We start from the raw sequence: 19,533 nt of genomic DNA, 5'->3' as shown, positions 1-19,533 counted from the left end.
GCCGTAACGGTTAACAGGTATATATTACGAATTTTTGCTCATTTTAGTATTTGCTTTTGTTCCTGTCTGCCACTTTCCACCAATTATGGGTTGCGGCTCTCATTCTCCGAGAGGCCAATATCAGTAGGGAAAAGGCGGCAAGACTCAAGGCTGTGACAGGCGTTAACTAGAGAAGTTTCATTGAATTTTTTGCTGAAATTTGGAACTGTGAACCAGTGCCCAACTATGACCATTAACCCAGAAGGGGGGCTTATATTACTGTTCAATGAATCATCTTTCCGTATAATCTTGCAGTCAGGCCGTGCGGTAACCCCGCTTTGTCACAAACCAACGTGAAATAAACATAATGACCACTTTTTGGATTTTTATTGCGATTGTTGTGTTAGTCAGCCTGGGGCTGATCTGGCTTCCTCACTTCCGGCAACAGAAGCTGCTCAAGGCTGAAGAGTCCGGTGTCCGCAAACAGACCAACCTGGAACTGTTTAATGAACGTCTAGCCATTCTGGAGAAGGAACGCCAGGAAGAACTGCTGGATCAAGACGAATTTGAATCCCTGAAAAAAGAACTGGAAGTCAGCTTACTGCAGGACATCAAACAAGGAGCCGACGAATCACTCGACTCTCAGGCCAAGCCTAAAGGGCTACTCTGGCCAAGTCTGATGTCAGTTGTATTACTGGCTGTTGCCGGCTACTCCTATCAGCAGTTGGGTGCCTATCAAAATATCGATTCGCCTCAACCAGAAAATCCCCATGCAGGTATGAGCACTGAGCAGATCATGATGCAGCGAGTGCAAATGATGGAATCAGCTGTGCAACAGGAGCCTGAAAACAGCCAGGCTTGGTTCAGCCTGGGTCACGCCTATATCTCTGCCGGACAATATGATCAAGCAGTCGCGGCCTTCGATAAAGTGATCGAACTTGTGGGTGTACATGCCGAGCTGCTGGGTCCTAAAGCCACCGCCCTCTACTATAAGGCTGGCCAGCAGATGATCCCTGTGGTTCAGTCGTTGATCGATCAGGCACTGAAGCTGGATCCACAAGACCCTTCCACTTTACTGCTGGTTGGTATGGATGCTTTCTTTACCGCAGACTACAACAAGGCCATCGGCGCTTGGCAGACTATTCTCGACAGCGATAGAGCCGACGTGGATCGTGCCGCACTGATCAATGCCATTGACAGCGCCAAGATGCGTATGCAGGCAGAAGGTGGTGCCACCATGCCGAATGACGAAGCTCATAAGGGCCTGAAGGCAGCCACAGCCAAGACAGTGACACTGAATGTTTCTATCGCTCCTGAACTGGCAGCCAAGGTCAGCAATACCGATATGCTGTTCATCTTTGCCAGAGCTACGGAAGGCCCCAAAGTTCCACTGGCGGCCACCAAGGTGAGTGCCAAGTCATTACCTGTGACTGTGACTCTGGATGACTCCACCAACATGGGCGGCAACGTCAAACTCAGTGATGCAACCGACGTTGAAGTGATTGCGGTATTGTCCAAGCATGGCAGCGTTAAGCCTCAGCCTGGCGATCTGCAAGGTAAGCTGGCCAGCATTAAAGTTGGTGCCAGCGGCGAACTGGTGCTGGATACCGAAGTCCAGTAATCCTTGGTAAACAGACATAAAAAAACCGGCTGATGCCGGTTTTTTTATGATGATACCTGATTACTTGGACATGAACTCGATAGCGTTCTTGTAATCTTCATCAGTACAATCTGTGCACATGCCACCAGGAGGCATAGCGTTCAAACCAGACTTAACGCTGTTAAGCAGGGTGTCGATACCTTTGGCCAGGCGAGGCTCCCAAGCAGCAGCATCGTGTGCTTTAGGTGCACCGGCAACACCCATGCTATGGCAGACTTGGCAGGCTTTATTGAAAACGGCCTCACCTTCTTGGGCTGACACGTTCGCAGACATAGTCAATGCAGCTACTGCGGTCATTGCTAACAGTTTTTTCATGTTCAATGTTCCTAATGCAAATACTTACAAAGCTCAACGCTGCCCTTGGTTAAAGTAGGCAGACTCATTTTAGCTCGCTAAGAGTACAACAAACTTCAACAAATCTCATCTTTTTGTGATTAAAATCGCAGCTTGTCCTGTAAATAAGGACAAAGGTCGCGAATTCATTAATATATTAGTAACAGATTAAAAAGTTCCCAAAAATTCACTTTTATTGGAAGCATATCAAATTGCTGAAACTTAGTGCGATGCAGTGGTAAACCCCAGCCAGAGCATGTGTTAGTATCTCTTGTGTTTCCTTACCGCTTGTTATAGAGGGCTCAGTGGCAGAACCAAAACCTACATCACTGCTGTCGGCAAGCAGCCTCACTTGTATTCGTGAAGAGCGGATACTGTTCGATGAACTCAGCTTCGATATCAACCCTGGCGATATAGTCCAAATTGAAGGTCCCAACGGCGCCGGTAAAACCAGCCTGCTGCGGATCCTCGCAGGTCTGTCGCGCCCATACGGGGGGGAAGTCCTGTTTCAGGGAGAAGCTATCACTCGTTGCCGCGATGAGTTCAATGAAAACCTGCTTTATCTGGGCCATCTCGCCGGCGTGAAAAGCGAACTCACCGCCGAGGAAAACCTTAACTTCAATTTAAGAATCAGTGGGTATGATGACTTTGATGCACGGGAAATCCTTGCCAAAGTCAACCTGACCGGGTTTGAAGAAGCGCTTGCAGGCCACCTTTCTGCTGGCCAACACAGACGAACCGCACTCGCCAGGCTCTGGCATACCGCCTGTAAAATCTGGATTCTGGATGAGCCCTTTACCGCGATCGACAAGAAAGGGGTCGCTGAATTGGAGCAACTCTATATTCGCCATGCCGATGCCGGTGGTTGCGTCATTCTGACGACCCACCAGGATATGGGCATCATTACAGATGAAAGGTTGCGGAAAATCCGCTTGGATTATCGCTTCGTATAAGGCTTAGCAGAGATGAACAGAGGCATTAGTTTTACCAAGGCATTTTTCACCCTGCTGAAACGGGATCTACAGATTGCCGTGCGTCATCGTGGTGATATTTTTAACCCACTGCTGTTTTTTATCATAGTGGTTACCCTGTTTCCGCTGGGTATAGGTCCTGAGCCACAGGTGTTGACCCGGATTGCTCCCGGGATTATCTGGGTTGCGGCCTTGCTGGCAGCCATGTTGTCACTGGAGCGGCTGTTCAAGGCAGACTTCAGTGACGGAAGTCTGGAGCAGATGTTGCTTAGCCCGCAGCCACTGGCGCTGTTGGTACTGGCCAAAGTGTTTGCTCACTGGTTACTGACTGGCGTACCTTTAATTATAATTGCACCGCTGTTGGCTGTGCTGCTGCATCTGGACGACAACAGTTACGGCGCCTTGATAGCCACCTTGATGCTGGGGACACCTGTATTGAGTCTGCTTGGCGCCATAGGTGTTGCTCTTACAGTGGGCTTACGCAAAGGCGGCGTGCTGCTTAGCTTGCTGATTTTGCCACTGTATATACCAGTGTTGATCTTTGCGACCGGCGCGATCGACTTTGCAGCATCCAAACAACCCTATGATGGTCAGCTGGCGATTCTAGGCGCCATGCTGGTCGGTTCTTTAGTCTTGGCACCTTTTGCTATTGGTGCCTCATTGCGAGTGAGTACTAACTGAAATGTGGAAATGGTTACATCCCTACGCCGACCCTCAAAGGGCGTATCAACTGTCAGGAAAACTACTGCCTTGGTTTGCACTGCTTGCCCTGGCACTTATCGCAACCGGAACCGTGTGGGGTTTGGCATTTGCTCCCACAGATTACCAACAAGGTGACAGCTACCGTATTATCTTTATCCACGTACCAGCGGCATCCATGTCGATGGCTGCTTACATGGGTATGGCAACCGCAGCCTTCATAGGCCTGGTGTGGCAGATCAAGCTGGCCGATTGGGCCGCCGCTTCTATCGCACCAATTGGTGCCGTGGTCACCTTTATCGCTCTGTTCACTGGTGCCACCTGGGGTAAACCCATGTGGGGCACTTGGTGGGTTTGGGATGCACGCCTGACCTCTGAACTTGTGCTGTTGTTCCTGTATCTAGGGGTTATCTCTCTTTATGCCTCATTCGAAGACAAGGTTCTGGCCGCCAGAGCCGCCGGCATTCTGGCCATAGTTGGAGTGATCAATATCCCTATCATTAAGTATTCGGTTGAATGGTGGAACTCACTGCACCAGCCATCCACTATCCGAATCACCGAAAAGTCGACCATGTCCACCGACATGCTCTACCCTTTATTGATCAACATATTTGGGTTTGGTTTGATGATAGGTGCCATCACTCTAGTGCGTTTCCGTGCCGAAATTCTGGCCCGTAACGGAATGCGCCCTTGGGTTAGGGAACTGGCCAAGGCCGAAGGAGTCAAATAATGCAGTTTCAATCTTTAGCAGAGTTTTTCAACATGGGCGGCTATGCCTTCTATGTGTGGTTGGCCTACGGTGTCACTTTCGTGTCCCTTAGCCTGCTTATCCTGGTCAGTTCGATGAAGAAGCGTCGGGTACTGCAGGAAATAGCATCCAAAGTGCAACGTGAGGAACGCCTCGCTCAAAACCGGAGTAACAGATCGTGAACCCAAGACGCAAAAAGAGACTGGTATTGGCTGTAGCCTTGATTGCAGGTGTTGCTGCCGTGGCTTCCTTGCTGTTATATGCCCTCAACTCCAACCTTAACCTCTTCTATACTCCCACCGAGATAGTCAATGGTAAAAAGGATACTGGCATCAAGCCGGAAGTGGGCCAGCGGATCCGCGTGGGCGGCATGGTTACTGTAGGCTCTATGGTGCGTGACCCTGAAAGCCTGCATGTTGAGTTTGCCGTACATGATGCCGCCGGCGGCGAAATCATTGTGACTTATGATGACCTCTTGCCTGACCTCTTCCGTGAAGGCCAGGGTATCGTCGCTCAGGGCGTATTGATTGAAGGTGGTAAGTTAGAAGCCTCTGAAGTGCTGGCCAAGCATGATGAAAACTATATGCCACCTGAAGTTGCCGAAGCCATGGGCCAGACCCATGAAAAGCTTGAGTACAACACGCAACAGGTCGGCGGCGCCAAGTAAATGCCCATAGATAAAAAAGCCTCTTCGGAGGCTTTTTTATTACTTGCAGAGTCTGAAATTTCTGCCACGCTAAAATTCTATAGACTGGATACAAGGACTTAGCATGCGCGCATTGGTTTTTCTGGGGTTACTGCTTTCACTGCCAACCGGTGCCGCCAATCTCTTGCTGATTGAGTCCTACCATGCTGAATATCCCTGGGATCAAAGTTATAAAGCCGGCATAAGAGCTATCCTCGGTGATAAGCACCAATTTCACACCTTCGCTCTCGATACCAAGCGACTACCCAAAGCGCAATTTAAAATCCAGGCCGATAGTGCTTGGCAAAGATACCTGGAACTTAAACCCGATTTGGTATTTCTCGCCGATGACAATGCCTTGATGCTGCTACATGAGCGCTTCAGCCAAACCCAGACTCCTGTGGTTTATCTAGGGATCAACGGCAATCCTCGTGACTACGGAATAAAGCATACAGGTAACATTACCGGTGTGCTGGAGCGCCCCCTGTTCAAACGTTCCCTCTTGATGGCACAGGCCATGCTGCCAACTCAACCACCACACAAGTTTTTGTTACTGTTTGACTCAGGCTATACCTCGGATACAGCGGTAGCCTCCATCAAAAAGCTCAACCAAAATTTGATGATAGGCAACAACCAAATCGATATAGAACAACATCAGAAGTTCAGCAGTTGGCAGTCGTCTGTTTCGAGTGCCAGAGAACGTGGCTATGACGCCGTGTTTGTGGCCCTGTATCAAACGCTGCAAGACGATAAGCAACAAACGGTAGATGAGCTGCAGGTAGCGCGTTGGACCCACGACAACGCCACTGTGCCTCATTTTGGTTTTTGGCATTTCAGTGTCGGCCCTGAGGGCAATATTGGGGGCTATATTCTGGATGGCAACAAACATGGACGCATAGCGGGTACCATAGCGAAACAGATCCTGGCGGGCAAAATGCCGGCAGAGATATTCCCCAAGATGGATACCAGTGGTGCTTATCTATTCAGTGAGAGTGGTTTAAAGCGATGGCAACTGAGTTTGCCGGAAAGGGTCAGGGAGCAGGCCGAACTCGTGGATTGACCTTCGGCGACGAACAAATAAAAAGCCCCGCGGTTAGCGGGGCTTTTTCAGAACTTACCTGAGATTACTCAGCAGCAGCTTCAACTTCTACAGCTTCAGCAGCTTCTGGGCGACCAACCAGCTCGATGTAAGCCATAGGGGCTTTATCACCGGCACGCAGACCGCACTTCAGGATACGGGTGTAACCACCAGGACGTTCCTGATAGCGTGGACCCAGTTCGTTAAACAGTTTACCTACGACTTCTTGGTCGCGAGTACGAGCAAACGCCAGACGACGGTTTGCTACGCTGTCACTTTTAGCAAGTGTTATCAGAGGCTCAACTACGCGACGCAGTTCTTTGGCCTTCACTACGGTTGTCTTGATGATTTCATGACGAACCAGTGAACTTGCCATGTTACGGAACATGGCTTGGCGGTGACTGCTGTTGCGGTTAAGTTGACGACCACTCTTACGATGGCGCATGACCTAATCCTTATAACCTAAATCTGTACAAAACCTGGGACTTACAGGTCGTCTGCCAAACTAGCCGGTGGCCAGTTTTCCAGACGCATACCTAGCGACAGTCCGCGAGATGCCAACACATCCTTGATCTCGGTAAGAGATTTCTTACCCAGGTTAGGTGTTTTGAGCAGCTCAACTTCAGTGCGTTGTACCAGATCTCCGATGTAATGAATCGCTTCGGCTTTCAAACAGTTAGCCGAACGTACAGTTAGCTCTAAATCGTCGACAGGACGCAACAGAATCGGATCGAACTCCGGTTTCTCTTCCTTCTGCTCTGGCTCGGTCACATCACGCAATTCAACGAAGGCATCCAGCTGTTCAGCCAGGATAGTCGCAGAACGACGGATAGCTTCTTCAGGATCGATAGTACCGTTAGTGGTCATATCGATGATCAGCTTGTCCAAGTCAGTACGCTGTTCCACACGAGCTGCTTCTACATTGTAGGCAATGCGAGCAACAGGTGAGAATGAAGCATCAACCAGCAAACGACCGATTGGGCGATCATCGTCTTCGGTTTGTGCACGGGCAGAAGCCGGTACATAACCACGACCACGCTCAACACGGATACGCATGCTGATGTCATTGTTACCAGTCAGATGACAGATAACATGATCCGGGTTCACGATTGTGACATCGCCGTCGTGGGTGATGTCGGCTGCGGTAACAGGGCCTGCGCCGGACTTGCTCAGAGTGAGCATAGCCTCGTCTTTACCCTCGATAATGACTGCCAGCCCTTTCAGGTTCAGCAATATTTCAAGGATATCTTCTTGTACGCCTTCCTTACTGCTGTATTCATGCAGTACGCCGTCGATCTCGACTTCGGTAACCGCGCAGCCGGGCATAGACGACAATAGGATGCGACGCAACGCGTTACCCAAAGTATGACCGAAACCACGCTCGAGTGGCTCCAGAGTCACCTTGGCACGAGTTGGGTTAACCTGCTCGATATCAACGAGACGCGGTTTAAGAAATTCTGTAACAGAACCCTGCATTGTGTCCTCTCTTGTTTGTTAGCCTTACTTAGAGTAAAGCTCGACGATCAGCTGTTCGTTAATTTCCGCAGACAAATCGCTACGTTCTGGCAGACGCTTGAAAGCACCTTCCATTTTTGCGCTGTCGACTTCAACCCATGTAGGCTTCTCGCGTTGAGCAGCCACTTCCAGAGCAGCCTTGATACGGGCTTGCTTCTGTGACTTCTCGCGAATGCTTACAACATCATTCGCAGACACTTTGAATGACGGAATGTTAACAACACGACCGTTGACCATAATTGACTTATGGCTAACCAGCTGACGTGCTTCTGCACGAGTCGCACCAAAGCCCATACGATAAACTACGTTATCCAGACGGGTTTCCAAAAGTTGCAGCAGGTTTTCACCTGTGTTGCCTTTCAGACGTGCAGCCTCTTTGTAGTAGTTACGGAATTGCTTTTCCAGCACACCGTAAATACGACGAACTTTTTGTTTCTCGCGTAACTGCAAGCCATAATCAGACAGACGTGGCTTACGAGCGCCATGCTGTCCAGGTGCTGCTTCCAGCTTACACTTCGAATCGATTGCTCTCACACCGCTTTTCAGGAAAAGGTCAGTACCTTCCCGGCGGCTGAGCTTGAGCTTGGGACCCAAGTATCTTGCCATGATCTTTCTCCAACTATCCTAACGAAACTGCCAATTACACGCGGCGTTTTTTAGGAGGACGACAACCGTTATGAGGGATCGGCGTCACATCAGTGATGTTGGTAATTTTGTAACCAACAGCGTTCAGCGCACGAATGGCTGACTCACGACCTGGACCTGGACCCTTCACGAAAACTTCAAGGTTTTTAACACCATAATCCTGAGCGGCAGTACCTGCGCGCTCAGCTGCCACCTGCGCAGCAAATGGGGTAGATTTACGTGAACCACGGAAACCTGAACCACCTGCAGTCGCCCATGACAGAGCGTTACCTTGACGATCTGTGATAGTAACAATTGTATTGTTGAAAGACGCATGGATATGAGCCATGCCATCAGCAACCTGTTTACGTACGCGCTTACGCGGAGAACGTGACGGAACTTTAGCCATTGTCTACCTTCCCGTTACTTCTTGATTGGTTTACGTGGACCTTTGCGAGTACGCGCATTGGTCTTAGTACGTTGCCCACGGAGAGGCAGGCTACGGCGATGGCGGAGGCCACGATAACAACCAAGGTCCATAAGACGCTTGATGTTCATTGAAACCTCACGGCGTAAGTCACCTTCTACTGAGTATTTGGCAACTTCTTCGCGTAGAGTATCGATTTGAGCTTCGCTCAATTCCTTGATCTTAGCGTCTTCGGCAATGGCTGTAGCCGCGCAGATAGCTTTAGCGCGAGTACGACCGATACCGTAGATAGCAGTCAGTGCAATGACTGTGTGCTTTTGATCAGGAATGTTAATGCCAGCGATACGGGCCACTATGCACTCCTTAAGTTAAAGGCCATCTGTGAAAAGCCCGAAAGGATACTCGACAGATGACTAGTTTGCAAACAATATTTTTGGCCAGCCCAGTTAAGAGCTGGCCAAGATTTTTCAGCCTTGACGCTGTTTGTGTTTTGGTTCAACACAGATAACGCGTACAACGCCACTACGCTTGACGATCTTGCAGTTACGGCAGATCTTCTTCACGGAAGCTCGAACTTTCATTTCATCACTCCGTAAAGCTATCTTATCGACCAAAGCGATCGAGATTCGCTTTGTTCACCAGATTAGCTTTCTTCATCACAGACTCATATTGATGAGACATCATATGGGTCTGAACCTGAGCCATGAAGTCCATGATCACAACTACCATAATCAGTAGTGAAGTACCGCCAAAATAGAACTGTACTTTCCATGCGATTAACATGAACTCCGGAATTAAACAGATAAAAGTAATATACAACGCGCCTGCCAGAGTCAAACGGGTCATCACTTTATCAATGTAACGCGAAGTCTGTTCGCCGGGACGGATCCCGGGAATAAACGCACCGCTCTTCTTCAGGTTATCTGCTGTCTCGCGTGGGTTAAATACCAACGCGGTATAGAAGAAACAGAAGAAAATAATTGCTGCTGCATACAACAGAGAGTACAGCGGCTGTCCAGGAGAAACTGCGAGAGAAACCTCAGACAGCCATTCCATAGACGGATTCTTACCAAACCACTGAGCCAGTGTGCCTGGGAACAGAATAATGCTGGACGCAAAAATTGGCGGAATTACGCCGGCCATATTAACCTTCAGCGGCAGGTGGGTTGACTGCGCGGCAAACACCTTACGGCCTTGCTGACGCTTGGCATAGTTAACGACGATACGACGCTGACCACGCTCCACAAATACCACGAAATAGGTTACGGCAAACACAATCACCGCAATCAACAACAATACCAGTACGTTCAAGTCGCCTTGACGCGCTTGCTCGGCCGTTTGACCGATAGCAGAAGGCAGACCGGCTACGATACCTGCGAAAATCAGGATCGAAATACCGTTACCTATACCACGCTCGGTAATTTGCTCGCCAAGCCACATCAGGAACATGGTTCCGGTGACTAAACTGACGACTGCAACAAAATAGAACTCAAAACCAGGATCGACCACCAGGCCGTTCACCAGATTTGGCAATCCTGTTGCAATACCGATCGACTGGAATGTACCCAACACCAGCGTACCCCATCTTGTATACTGGCTAATTTTCTTGCGTCCTGACTCACCTTCCTTCTTCAGTTCAGCGAGTGCGGGATGCACAACAGTCAGTAACTGCATGATGATCGAGGCCGAAATATACGGCATGATCCCCAATGCAAAAATAGAGGCGCGCTCAAGGGCACCACCCGAGAACATGTTAAACATGCCCAGGATGGTGCTCTTTTGCTGAGCAAACAGCTCTGCCAATACAGCAGCGTCAATACCAGGAATTGGCACAAATGAACCGGCACGAAACACGATAATTGCGCCAATCACGAACAGGAGGCGAGCTTTCAATTCAGAAAGTCCACCTTTCGCGCTTTTTAAATCAAGTCCTGGTTTTGCCATCGACCTATTATTCCTCGATATTCTCGATCTTACCGCCGGCAGCTTCAATAACTACGCGAGCGCCCTTGGTCACCTTCAGATCTACTGAGCGTGCACCCTTGACTTTCAGACCTTTTATGGTCACTGGGCGCTCAATGGTACCTGAAAGAACGATTTTCGCAAACTGGATGTTGCGAGTTATTACGTTCGCATCTTTCAGTGCGTTCAGGTCGATAACGTCACCAGTAACTTTTGCCAGTTCACTCAAGCGAACTTCAGCAGTTACCATAGCGATACGCGAGGTAAAGCCGAACTTAGGCAGACGGATCTTAAGTGGCATTTGACCACCCTCGAAGCCAGGACGTACACCGCCACCGCTACGAGATTTTTGACCCTTGTGACCGCGACCAGCGGTCTTACCCAAGCCAGAACCAATACCACGGCCTACACGCTTAGGTGCAGACTTAGCGCCTGCTGCTGGAGATAAAGTATTGAGACGCATTGATTAGTCCTCCACCTTTACCATGTAGTAGACCTTATTGATCATACCGCGAACAGCAGGAGTATCTTCCAGCTCAACGGTGTGACCAATACGACGCAGACCAAGACCAGTCAGAGTGGCCTTGTGCTTAGGCAGACGGCCGATAGCACTTTTGGTCTGGGTTACTTTGATAGTTTTAGTAGCCATGGTGCATTACCCCCGAATTTCATCAACATTCAGGCCACGCTTGGCTGCAATCTGCGCTGGTGACTTCATGTGTACCAGAGCGTCAACAGTTGCACGAACGATGTTGATCGGGTTAGTAGAACCGTATGCTTTCGACAGAACGTTGTGAACGCCTGCTACTTCCAATACGGCACGCATTGCGCCACCGGCGATAATACCGGTACCCTCTGAAGCAGGTTGCATGTAAACGCGTGAACCAGAGTGGCGACCCTTCACTGGATGGTGCAGAGTGCCTTCGTTCAGGTTTACAGTAACCATGTTGCGACGGGCTTTTTCCATTGCTTTTTGAATAGCAGCTGGAACTTCACGCGCTTTACCATAGCCGTAGCCGATCTTACCGTTACCATCACCCACTACAGTCAGAGCGGTGAAGCTAAAGATACGACCACCTTTAACTACTTTAGAAACACGATTAACTGCAATCAGCTTTTCTTGCAGATCGTCTTTTTGCTGAGCTTCTAATTTAGCCATTGTTTTACCCCTTAGAACTGGAGGCCAGCTTCACGAGCGGCTTCTGCAAGAGCAGCAACACGACCGTGATACTTGAACCCAGAACGATCGAAAGCAACAACAGTTACGCCTTTTTCGATCGCGCGCTCAGCAATAGCTTTACCTACTGCTTTGGCCGCATCTACGTTACCGGTGTACTTCAGTTGTTCCTTTACTGCTTTCTCGGCAGTAGAGGCAACAGCCAACACCTGAGCTTCAGGGTTGATTACCTGAGCGTAAATGTGACGCGGTGTACGATGTACAACCAGACGGTTGACGCCCAGCTCTTGGATCTTCTTGCGAGCGCGAGTCGCGCGGCGCAAGCGAGATGTTTTCTTATCCATATCGCGTTACCTACTTCTTCTTAGCCTCTTTACGGCGTACTTGTTCGTCATCATAGCGAACACCCTTGCCCTTATAAGGCTCTGGTGGACGATAGCCACGAATTTCAGCCGCAACCTGACCAACCAGCTCTTTATCGATACTTTTCAGTACGATGTCTGTTTGGCTTGGGCATTCAGCTGTAACGCCTGCTGGCAATTGATGAACCAGAGGGTGAGAGAAACCTAAGGTCAGGTCAAGAGCGCTGCCGCTAACTTTGGCACGGTAACCCACACCAACCAGCTTCAGCTTCTTTTCGAAACCCTGAGAAACACCAACAACCATGTTGTTGATCAGTGCACGAGCAGTACCAGCCTGTGCCCAAGCGTTAGCAACGCCTTCGACAGGAGAGAACTTGATTTCTGCACCTTCAACAACAACGTTAACTGCGCTGTTGATTACTCGAGTCAGACTACCTTTACCGCCTTTAACGGTAATAGTTTGGTCGTTTAAAGTCACCTCTACGCCGGCTGGAATAGATACTGGTGCTTTTGCTACACGAGACATTCCTAGCTCCTTACGCTACGTAGCAGATAACCTCACCACCCATGCCTGCAAGGCGGGCGGCACGATCAGTCATCAGGCCTTTAGAAGTGGACACAATTGCGACACCCAGTCCGCCCATAACCTTTGGCAGCTCGTCTTTACCTTTGTAAATACGAAGACCAGGACGGCTTACGCGCTGGATAGTCTCAACAACAGGTTGGCCCTGGAAATACTTCAGAGTGATTTCCAGTTCAGGCTTAGCGCCTTCTTCTGCTACGGCGTAGTCAGTGATGTAACCTTCATCTTTCAGCAGCTTTGCGATAGCAACTTTCAGTTTGGCAGAAGGCATCTTCACAGATACTTTGTTAGCAGCTTGGCCGTTACGAATACGGGTCAACATATCCGCAATAGGATCTTGCATGCTCATATTAGCTTACTCCGTGACAAGTGCTTACCAGCTGGCCTTACGCAGACCAGGAACTTCACCACGCATGGTTGCTTCACGCAGCTTGATACGGCTCAGGCCGAATTTGCGCAGGAAACCATGAGGGCGGCCAGTTTGATTACAGCGATTGCGTTGACGCGATGCGCTTGAATCACGTGGTAGAGCTTGCAGCTTAAGAACCGCATCCCAACGAGCTTCGTCAGAAGACTCAGGGCTGCTGATGATAGCCTTAAGAGCTGCACGCTTTTCAGCATACTTGGCCACGAGCTTTGCACGTTTTGCTTCACGTGCCTTCATTGACAGTTTTGCCATTTCGCTACCCCTTATTTCTTGAATGGGAAGTTGAAAGCATCAAGCAAAGCGCGACCTTCTTCGTCAGTATTCGCAGAGGTAGTGATAACAATATCCATACCACGAATCTTATCGACTTTATCGTAGTCGATTTCTGGGAAGATGATCTGCTCGCGCACGCCCATCGCGTAGTTACCACGGCCGTCGAACGACTTAGCGCTCAGACCACGGAAGTCACGGATACGAGGGATTGCGATGTCAACTAAACGCTCAAAGAATTCCCACATACGCTCACCGCGCAGGGTCACTTTACAGCCAATAGGGTAGCCTTCACGGATTTTAAAACCAGCAACTGACTTACGAGCTACAGTCACAACTGGTTTTTGGCCGGCAATAGCAGTCATATCACGGACAGCATTTTCCATGATTTTCTTGTCAGCTACGGCTTCGCCAACACCCATGTTCAGGGTGATTTTCTCAATCCGAGGGACTTGCATGACACTGGTATAACCGAACTTTTTAGTCAGTTCAGCAACAACAGTCTCTTTGTATCTATCATGCAGTTTCGCCATCGTTTACTCCAGTTACTTAACGAGTTCACTGTTCGATTTGAAGAAACGGACTTTCTTACCGTCTTCGAATCGGAAACCAACACGATCCGCCTTGCCAGTGACAGGGTTAAAGATCGCAACATTAGATGCTTGAATCGGTGCTTCTTTCTCAACGATACCACCAGTCACACCCAGTTGTGGGTTAGGCTTCTGGTGCTTCTTAACGAGATTGATGCCTTCAACAATTAACTTACCAGTAGTAAGTACACGAGTAACCTTACCGCGCTTACCCTTATCCTTACCGGCCAGTACAATTACTTCGTCTTCACGACGGATTTTTGCTGCCATTTTGAAGCTCCTTACAGTACTTCTGGTGCCAGCGACACAATCTTCATGAATTGCTCAGTACGCAGTTCACGTGTCACAGGTCCAAAGATACGAGTACCAATCGGGGCAAGGTTTGCGTTAAGCAATACCGCTGCATTCCGATCGAAGCGAATGACAGAACCGTCTGGACGACGTACGCCTTTCTTAGTACGGACTACCACCGCGTTATACACATCACCTTTCTTCGCTTTAGCGCGAGGAATGGCTTCTTTAACAGAAACCTTGATGATGTCGCCGATACCGGCATAACGACGATGAGAGCCACCCAAGACCTTAATACACTGAACTCTGCGCGCGCCGCTGTTACATGCGACATCGAGAGTCGATTGCATTTGGATCATTTTAAGTGCTCCGCTATCGTTACTACACAATCCCCACCATGGGGCTAAATAAACACCACTTTTGCCGTTCAAATCGGTCAAAAATGGCGCGCAAGTATAACACCATAAATAGAGGATGGATAGTATTAAAAAACAAACGGCCCCGAAAAGGAGCCGTTTACCAGTTAACCTAATTAAAAATTAGGCCTTGCTTACTACTTCAACCAGGGTCCATGACTTGGTCTTGGACAGAGGGCGACATTCGCGAATAGACACGAAATCACCTTCTTTACACTGGTTTTGTTCGTCATGTGCATGGATCTTAGTAGTACGTTTGATGTACTTACCGTAGATTGGGTGCTTAACTTGACGCTCAACAGCTACAGTGATGGACTTGTCCATCTTGTCGCTGATGACTTTACCCTGCAAAGTACGGATTTTCTCAGACATTATGCACCTGCCTTAGAAGTAATAATGGTCTTAACGCGCGCAATGTTACGGCGCACTTGTTTCAGCTGGTGAGTTTGTGCCAGCTGACCAGTGGCGTGTTGCATACGCAGGTTAAACTGCTCACGCAGCAGACCAAGCAGTTCAGCGTTCAATTCCTCAACGCTCTTTTCTCTCAGTTCGCTCGCTTTCATTACATCACCGTCTTAGTTACGAAGGTAGTCTTGATAGGCAGTTTAGCAGCGGCCAGTGCGAAAGCTTCGCGGGCCAGCTCTTCTGAAACACCATTCATTTCATAGAGTACCTTACCTGGTTGAATCTGACATACCCAGTATTCAACGTTACCTTTACCTTTACCCATACGCACTTCAAGAGGCTTAGAGGTAATTGGCTTGTCAGGGAAAACCCGGATCCAGATTTTTCCTTGACGCTTAACGTGACGTGTCATTGCACGACGGGCAGATTCGATCTGACGTGCAGTCAAACGGCCGCGGCCAACTGCTTTCAGACCAAATGTACCGAAGCTAACTTCAGTACCGTTCGCCAGACCGCGGTTGCGGCCTTTGAACATTTTGCGAAACTTCATACGTTTAGGTTGCAGCATTGCCGGCTCTCCTATTTACCACGAGGCTTGCGCTTAGGTTGCTGCTTCGGCTCTTCGATCTGAGGCATGATACCGTCCAGAACTTCACCTTTGAAGACCCAAACTTTAATGCCGATCACACCGTATTGAGTGTGACTTTCAGAGGTTGAATAGTCGATGTCAGCACGCAGTGTATGCAGAGGCACACGGCCTTCGCGATACCACTCGGTGCGCGCAATCTCAGCGCCGCCTAAACGGCCACTAACTTCAACTTTGATACCTTTAGCGCCCAGACGCATAGCGTTCTGTACCGCACGCTTCATAGCGCGACGGAACATAACACGACGTTCCAGCTGTTGAGCGATTGAATCGGCTACCAGCTTGGCGTCCAACTCAGGCTTGCGGATCTCAGCGATGTTAATTTGCGCAGGAGTGCCAGTAATTTTGGCAACTTCAGCACGCAGAACCTCAACGTCTTCACCTTTCTTACCGATCACAACACCTGGACGGGCAGTGTGAATGGTAACGCGGATGCTTTTCGCTGGGCGTTCGATAACGATCTTAGATACTGATGCGGCTTTCAGCTTCTCTTCGAGAAACTTACGCACTTCCCAGTCGCCGTGCAGATTAGCAGCGTAGTCTGCTTTATCAGCGTACCAGGTAGAGATCCAAGGCTTAGTGATACCCAAACGGATACCATTAGGATGTACTTTCTGTCCCATTGCTCTCTCCTAGCGATCTGATACAACCACAGTAATGTGGCTGGTACGCTTCATGATACGGTCGGCGCGGCCTTTAGCACGTGGCATGATGCGCTTCATGGTTGGGCCTTCATCAACGAAGACTTTTCCAACTTTCAGTTCATCAATGTCGGCACCTTGATTGTGCTCAGCATTGGCAATGGCTGAATCCAGTACTTTTTTGACCAGTACGGCGGCTTTCTTGGGGCTAAAGGTCAGGATCTCGAGGGCCTTGGAAACAGGCAGACCGCGGATCTGATCAGCTACCAGACGAGCCTTTTGAGGCGACGTACGGGCAAAACGATGTTTAGCTAAAACTTCCATCTTACTCCTCCCGTATTAGCGCTTCTTCGCTTTCTTATCAGCAGCATGGCCGCGATAAGTGCGAGTTGGTGAGAATTCACCAAGCTTGTGGCCGATCATTTCGTCAGTTACGAACACAGGAACGTGCTGACGACCATTATGGACAGCGATGGTCAAACCAATCATGTTTGGAATGATCATAGAGCGACGTGACCAAGTCTTAATAGGCTTCTTGTCACCTGCTTCCACCGCTTTCTCTACCTTCTTCAGCAAGTGCAGGTCAATGAATGGACCTTTCTTGAGAGAACGTGGCATGGCGAATCCTCTTACTATTTATTACGACGACGTACGATGTACTTGTCAGTGCGCTTGTTACTACGGGTCTTGTAACCCTTAGTTGGCACACCCCATGGAGTCACTGGGTGACGACCACCAGAAGTACGGCCTTCACCACCACCATGTGGGTGGTCTACTGGGTTCATTGCAACACCACGAACTGTTGGGCGTACGCCTCTCCAGCGCTTGGCACCAGCTTTACCCAGCTGACGCAGCATATGCTCGGCGTTACCAACTTCACCCAGAGTCGCGCGGCAATCAACTGGCACTTTGCGCATTTCGCCAGAGCGAAGACGCAGAGTGGCATAAGCGCCATCACGAGCTACAACTTGTACATAAGCACCGGCAGAACGTGCAATTTGAGCACCTTTGCCAGGTTTCATTTCAACAGCGTGAACTACGCTACCAACTGGGATGTTACGCAGTGGCAGGGCGTTACCTGTCTTGATTTCAGCTTCTACGCCAGAAACGATTTTGTCACCAGCCTGCATGCCTTTGGCTGCCAGGATATAGCGACGCTCACCGTCTGCGTACAGTACCAGCGCGATGTGCGCAGTACGGTTTGGATCGTATTCCAGACGCTCAATCTTCGCTGGGATACCATCTTTATCACGTTTGAAGTCAATAAGACGGTAGTGTTGCTTATGACCACCACCAACGTGACGAACAGTGATACGACCAGTGTTGTTACGGCCGCCACTCTTAGATTTTTTCGCCAACAGGCCAGCAAAAGGTTTACCCTTGTGCAGGTCAGTGTTCACCACTTTAACGACGTGGCGACGACCTGGAGAGGTTGGCTTACACTTAATAACTGCCATGAGTAATCTCCTTACGCTTCAGCGCCGACGAAATCGATGTCAGCACCCTCAGCCAGAGTAACATAGGCTTTTTTCCAATCGCTGCGACGACCAGCACGGGCACCGTGACGCTTGGTTTTGCCTTTGTTCACCAGAGTGCGAACTGAATCAACTTCAACTTCAAACAGTTTTTCAACTGCAGCTTTGATCTCTGCTTTAGTGGCGTCGATAGCTACACGGAAAACTACAGTGTTGTTCTTCTCAGCAACCACAGTGCTCTTTTCAGAGATGTGAGGCGCCAGAATAACTTTCAGTAAACGTTCTTCGCGGATCATGCCAGCATCTCCTCGATTTGCTTAACAGCATCAGCAGTTACCAGCACTTTGTCGAACGCGATCAGGCTTACTGGGTCGATACCAGCAACATCACGAACATCAACCTTGTACAGGTTGCGAGCTGCCAAGAACAGGTTCTCGTCAACTTCGGAAGTCACAATCAATACGTCTTCCAGACCCATGTCTTTCAGCTTGGCCTTCAGCTCTTTAGTTTTAGGAGCTTCAACAGCAAACTTTTCAACAACGATCAGACGTTCTTGACGTACCAGCTCGGACAGAATGCTCTTCAGAGCGCCGCGGTACATTTTCTTGTTGACTTTCTGGCTGTGATCCTGGGTTTTAGCAGCGAAAGTTACGCCACCGCCACGCCAGATTGGGCCCTTGACACCACCCGCACGAGCGCGGCCAGTACCTTTTTGGCGCCATGGCTTTTTGCCAGAGCCAGTCACTTCAGCGCGAGTTTTCTGAGCACGAGTGCCCTGACGCGCGTTTGCAGCGTAAGCTACAACTACCTGATGAACCAGTGCTTCATTAAAGTCACGGCCGAAGGTAGTTTCGGAAACTTCAAGAGCGCTTTGCGCGTCTTTCAATACCAATTCCATTACTATCTCCTCAGACCTTAGGCTTTAACGGCAGGCTTGATGATCAGGTCGCCATTGGTAGCGCCTGGAACAGCACCTTTAACCAGCAGCAGGTTACGCTCAGCATCTACACGTACTACGTCCAGATTTTGAGTGGTAACACGCTCAGCACCCATGTGGCCTGACATTTTTTTGCCTTTGAATACGCGACCTGGCGTCTGGTTCTGACCGATAGAACCGTTAGCACGGTGCGCCAATGAGTTACCGTGAGTCATATCCTGGGTACGGAAGTTCCAGCGCTTAACGCCACCTTGGAAACCTTTACCTTTTGATTGACCGGTAACATCTACTTTCGCTACGTCAGCGAAGATATCTACGTTCAGCTCAGCACCAACTTCAATGCCTTCGCCTTCACCGTCTGCCAGACGCATTTCCCACAAACCACGGCCGGCGTCAACGCCCGCTTTGGCAAAGTGACCTGCTTCTGGTTTAGTGATGCGGTTGGCTTTTTTGGCACCAGTAGTAACTTGAAGTGCACGGTAGCCGTCGTTTTCCAGAGTTTTCACCTGAGTAACGCGGTTTGCATTTACTTCAATTACAGTAACAGGGATAGACACGCCATCTTCGGTGAAGATGCGGGTCATACCCACTTTACGACCAATAAGACCGATAGCCATCTCTCAAACCTCTTC

The 19,533-nt window shown here is 49.5% G+C and carries 35 protein-coding genes; 7 read left to right on the top strand and 28 right to left on the bottom strand.

The features are described from left to right. Nucleotides 1-346 precede the first annotated feature (346 nt). Complete coding sequence (ccmI, locus tag ACWAU4_RS01380; protein ID WP_109248979.1) at nucleotides 347-1,600, top strand: c-type cytochrome biogenesis protein CcmI; 1,254 nt, start codon at nucleotides 347-349, stop codon at nucleotides 1,598-1,600. A 60-nt stretch (nucleotides 1,601-1,660) separates the two neighbouring features. Here ccmI and ACWAU4_RS01375 read toward each other — a convergent pair whose 3' ends face one another. After that, a complete protein-coding gene (locus ACWAU4_RS01375) occupies nucleotides 1,661-1,954 on the bottom strand; it encodes a c-type cytochrome (protein WP_025011985.1) in 294 nt (97 codons plus the stop codon). Nucleotides 1,955-2,277: 323 nt separating this feature from the next. Between ACWAU4_RS01375 and ccmA the strand changes: the two genes are divergently transcribed. The 6 genes from ccmA (at nucleotide 2,278) to ACWAU4_RS01345 (ending at nucleotide 6,135) form a co-directional block, all read left to right on the top strand. After that, nucleotides 2,278-2,925: a cytochrome c biogenesis heme-transporting ATPase CcmA gene (gene ccmA, locus ACWAU4_RS01370; RefSeq protein ID WP_028781247.1), complete on the top strand. Its 648-nt coding sequence runs from the start codon at nucleotides 2,278-2,280 to the stop codon at nucleotides 2,923-2,925. Nucleotides 2,926-2,937: 12 nt separating this feature from the next. Next, nucleotides 2,938-3,624 (top strand): heme exporter protein CcmB, encoded by a 687-nt coding sequence (ccmB, locus tag ACWAU4_RS01365; protein ID WP_025011984.1) that lies wholly within the window; start codon nucleotides 2,938-2,940, stop codon nucleotides 3,622-3,624. 1 nt (nucleotide 3,625) lies between these two features. Then, nucleotides 3,626-4,372, top strand: a complete 747-nt coding sequence (locus ACWAU4_RS01360) for a heme ABC transporter permease (RefSeq protein ID WP_025011983.1) — start codon at nucleotides 3,626-3,628, stop codon at nucleotides 4,370-4,372. After that, nucleotides 4,372-4,572 (top strand): heme exporter protein CcmD, encoded by a 201-nt coding sequence (gene ccmD / locus ACWAU4_RS01355; RefSeq protein WP_025011982.1) that lies wholly within the window; start codon nucleotides 4,372-4,374, stop codon nucleotides 4,570-4,572. The genes ACWAU4_RS01360 and ccmD overlap by 1 nt, the downstream gene beginning before the upstream one ends. After that, the gene (gene ccmE / locus ACWAU4_RS01350; RefSeq protein WP_025889966.1) at nucleotides 4,569-5,057 is read left to right on the top strand and encodes a cytochrome c maturation protein CcmE; all 489 of its coding nucleotides are present in this window, start codon (nucleotides 4,569-4,571) and stop codon (nucleotides 5,055-5,057) included. Before ccmD ends, ccmE begins: the two co-directional genes overlap by 4 nt. Nucleotides 5,058-5,160: 103 nt before the next feature. Beyond that, entirely contained in the window at nucleotides 5,161-6,135 is a 975-nt protein-coding gene (locus tag ACWAU4_RS01345; RefSeq protein WP_045284096.1) for an ABC transporter substrate-binding protein, read from the top strand. Between the two features lie 64 nt (nucleotides 6,136-6,199). On the opposite strand, the gene rplQ is transcribed toward ACWAU4_RS01345, so the two are convergent. From rplQ to rplC, 27 genes are all read right to left on the bottom strand, one after another. Beyond that, nucleotides 6,200-6,598, bottom strand: a complete 399-nt coding sequence (rplQ, locus tag ACWAU4_RS01340) for a 50S ribosomal protein L17 (protein ID WP_028781249.1) — start codon at nucleotides 6,596-6,598, stop codon at nucleotides 6,200-6,202. A gap of 41 nt (nucleotides 6,599-6,639) precedes the next feature. Then, complete coding sequence (locus ACWAU4_RS01335) at nucleotides 6,640-7,629, bottom strand: DNA-directed RNA polymerase subunit alpha (RefSeq protein WP_025011980.1); 990 nt, start codon at nucleotides 7,627-7,629, stop codon at nucleotides 6,640-6,642. Nucleotides 7,630-7,653: 24 nt separating this feature from the next. Continuing rightward, on the bottom strand, nucleotides 7,654-8,274 hold the full coding sequence (rpsD, locus tag ACWAU4_RS01330) for a 30S ribosomal protein S4 (RefSeq protein ID WP_025011979.1): 621 nt from the start codon (nucleotides 8,272-8,274) through the stop codon (nucleotides 7,654-7,656). A gap of 34 nt (nucleotides 8,275-8,308) precedes the next feature. Then, nucleotides 8,309-8,701 (bottom strand): 30S ribosomal protein S11, encoded by a 393-nt coding sequence (gene rpsK, locus ACWAU4_RS01325; protein ID WP_025011978.1) that lies wholly within the window; start codon nucleotides 8,699-8,701, stop codon nucleotides 8,309-8,311. A gap of 14 nt (nucleotides 8,702-8,715) precedes the next feature. Then, nucleotides 8,716-9,072 (bottom strand): 30S ribosomal protein S13, encoded by a 357-nt coding sequence (rpsM, locus tag ACWAU4_RS01320; protein ID WP_025011977.1) that lies wholly within the window; start codon nucleotides 9,070-9,072, stop codon nucleotides 8,716-8,718. A 114-nt stretch (nucleotides 9,073-9,186) separates the two neighbouring features. Next, entirely contained in the window at nucleotides 9,187-9,300 is a 114-nt protein-coding gene (rpmJ, locus tag ACWAU4_RS01315) for a 50S ribosomal protein L36 (protein WP_006083579.1), read from the bottom strand. A gap of 22 nt (nucleotides 9,301-9,322) precedes the next feature. Beyond that, nucleotides 9,323-10,663 (bottom strand): preprotein translocase subunit SecY, encoded by a 1,341-nt coding sequence (secY, locus tag ACWAU4_RS01310; protein WP_025011976.1) that lies wholly within the window; start codon nucleotides 10,661-10,663, stop codon nucleotides 9,323-9,325. Nucleotides 10,664-10,670: 7 nt separating this feature from the next. Then, on the bottom strand, nucleotides 10,671-11,144 hold the full coding sequence (gene rplO, locus ACWAU4_RS01305; RefSeq protein ID WP_045284095.1) for a 50S ribosomal protein L15: 474 nt from the start codon (nucleotides 11,142-11,144) through the stop codon (nucleotides 10,671-10,673). A 3-nt stretch (nucleotides 11,145-11,147) separates the two neighbouring features. Continuing rightward, nucleotides 11,148-11,330, bottom strand: coding sequence for a 50S ribosomal protein L30 (rpmD, locus tag ACWAU4_RS01300; protein ID WP_025011974.1), 183 nt, complete (start codon nucleotides 11,328-11,330; stop codon nucleotides 11,148-11,150). Nucleotides 11,331-11,336: 6 nt separating this feature from the next. Continuing rightward, nucleotides 11,337-11,840, bottom strand: a complete 504-nt coding sequence (gene rpsE / locus ACWAU4_RS01295) for a 30S ribosomal protein S5 (RefSeq protein WP_025011973.1) — start codon at nucleotides 11,838-11,840, stop codon at nucleotides 11,337-11,339. Nucleotides 11,841-11,851: 11 nt separating this feature from the next. Then, on the bottom strand, nucleotides 11,852-12,202 hold the full coding sequence (gene rplR / locus ACWAU4_RS01290) for a 50S ribosomal protein L18 (RefSeq protein WP_025889969.1): 351 nt from the start codon (nucleotides 12,200-12,202) through the stop codon (nucleotides 11,852-11,854). A 10-nt stretch (nucleotides 12,203-12,212) separates the two neighbouring features. After that, nucleotides 12,213-12,746, bottom strand: coding sequence for a 50S ribosomal protein L6 (gene rplF, locus ACWAU4_RS01285; RefSeq protein ID WP_025011971.1), 534 nt, complete (start codon nucleotides 12,744-12,746; stop codon nucleotides 12,213-12,215). Between the two features lie 10 nt (nucleotides 12,747-12,756). Beyond that, entirely contained in the window at nucleotides 12,757-13,152 is a 396-nt protein-coding gene (gene rpsH, locus ACWAU4_RS01280; RefSeq protein WP_025011970.1) for a 30S ribosomal protein S8, read from the bottom strand. Nucleotides 13,153-13,176: 24 nt separating this feature from the next. After that, a complete protein-coding gene (gene rpsN / locus ACWAU4_RS01275; protein WP_025011969.1) occupies nucleotides 13,177-13,482 on the bottom strand; it encodes a 30S ribosomal protein S14 in 306 nt (101 codons plus the stop codon). A gap of 11 nt (nucleotides 13,483-13,493) precedes the next feature. Continuing rightward, on the bottom strand, nucleotides 13,494-14,033 hold the full coding sequence (gene rplE, locus ACWAU4_RS01270) for a 50S ribosomal protein L5 (RefSeq protein WP_025011968.1): 540 nt from the start codon (nucleotides 14,031-14,033) through the stop codon (nucleotides 13,494-13,496). A gap of 12 nt (nucleotides 14,034-14,045) precedes the next feature. Next, complete coding sequence (gene rplX, locus ACWAU4_RS01265) at nucleotides 14,046-14,360, bottom strand: 50S ribosomal protein L24 (RefSeq protein ID WP_025011967.1); 315 nt, start codon at nucleotides 14,358-14,360, stop codon at nucleotides 14,046-14,048. 11 nt (nucleotides 14,361-14,371) lie between these two features. Further along, the gene (gene rplN, locus ACWAU4_RS01260) at nucleotides 14,372-14,740 is read right to left on the bottom strand and encodes a 50S ribosomal protein L14 (protein WP_011494644.1); all 369 of its coding nucleotides are present in this window, start codon (nucleotides 14,738-14,740) and stop codon (nucleotides 14,372-14,374) included. A 180-nt stretch (nucleotides 14,741-14,920) separates the two neighbouring features. Further along, complete coding sequence (gene rpsQ / locus ACWAU4_RS01255; protein WP_025011966.1) at nucleotides 14,921-15,169, bottom strand: 30S ribosomal protein S17; 249 nt, start codon at nucleotides 15,167-15,169, stop codon at nucleotides 14,921-14,923. Then, entirely contained in the window at nucleotides 15,169-15,360 is a 192-nt protein-coding gene (gene rpmC / locus ACWAU4_RS01250; RefSeq protein WP_011758342.1) for a 50S ribosomal protein L29, read from the bottom strand. Before rpmC ends, rpsQ begins: the two co-directional genes overlap by 1 nt. After that, a complete protein-coding gene (gene rplP, locus ACWAU4_RS01245; RefSeq protein ID WP_025011965.1) occupies nucleotides 15,360-15,770 on the bottom strand; it encodes a 50S ribosomal protein L16 in 411 nt (136 codons plus the stop codon). The genes rpmC and rplP overlap by 1 nt, the downstream gene beginning before the upstream one ends. Nucleotides 15,771-15,781: 11 nt before the next feature. Next, nucleotides 15,782-16,471 (bottom strand): 30S ribosomal protein S3, encoded by a 690-nt coding sequence (rpsC, locus tag ACWAU4_RS01240; protein ID WP_025011964.1) that lies wholly within the window; start codon nucleotides 16,469-16,471, stop codon nucleotides 15,782-15,784. A gap of 9 nt (nucleotides 16,472-16,480) precedes the next feature. Beyond that, nucleotides 16,481-16,813, bottom strand: a complete 333-nt coding sequence (gene rplV / locus ACWAU4_RS01235; RefSeq protein WP_025011963.1) for a 50S ribosomal protein L22 — start codon at nucleotides 16,811-16,813, stop codon at nucleotides 16,481-16,483. A gap of 15 nt (nucleotides 16,814-16,828) precedes the next feature. After that, nucleotides 16,829-17,107, bottom strand: coding sequence for a 30S ribosomal protein S19 (rpsS, locus tag ACWAU4_RS01230; protein WP_025011962.1), 279 nt, complete (start codon nucleotides 17,105-17,107; stop codon nucleotides 16,829-16,831). Nucleotides 17,108-17,121: 14 nt separating this feature from the next. Continuing rightward, nucleotides 17,122-17,946 (bottom strand): 50S ribosomal protein L2, encoded by an 825-nt coding sequence (rplB, locus tag ACWAU4_RS01225; protein WP_025011961.1) that lies wholly within the window; start codon nucleotides 17,944-17,946, stop codon nucleotides 17,122-17,124. Nucleotides 17,947-17,957: 11 nt separating this feature from the next. After that, complete coding sequence (rplW, locus tag ACWAU4_RS01220) at nucleotides 17,958-18,260, bottom strand: 50S ribosomal protein L23 (RefSeq protein WP_025011960.1); 303 nt, start codon at nucleotides 18,258-18,260, stop codon at nucleotides 17,958-17,960. Continuing rightward, nucleotides 18,257-18,862, bottom strand: a complete 606-nt coding sequence (gene rplD, locus ACWAU4_RS01215; protein ID WP_025011959.1) for a 50S ribosomal protein L4 — start codon at nucleotides 18,860-18,862, stop codon at nucleotides 18,257-18,259. Before rplD ends, rplW begins: the two co-directional genes overlap by 4 nt. Nucleotides 18,863-18,879: 17 nt before the next feature. Continuing rightward, nucleotides 18,880-19,518, bottom strand: a complete 639-nt coding sequence (gene rplC / locus ACWAU4_RS01210; protein WP_025889970.1) for a 50S ribosomal protein L3 — start codon at nucleotides 19,516-19,518, stop codon at nucleotides 18,880-18,882. Between the last annotated feature and the right edge of the window lie 15 nt (nucleotides 19,519-19,533).

The sequence above is a fragment of the Shewanella sp. FeAMO genome (genome assembly GCF_053653955.1).
Note: the sequence above shows the minus strand (reverse complement) of the source record. Positions and strands in the feature narration are given on the sequence as shown.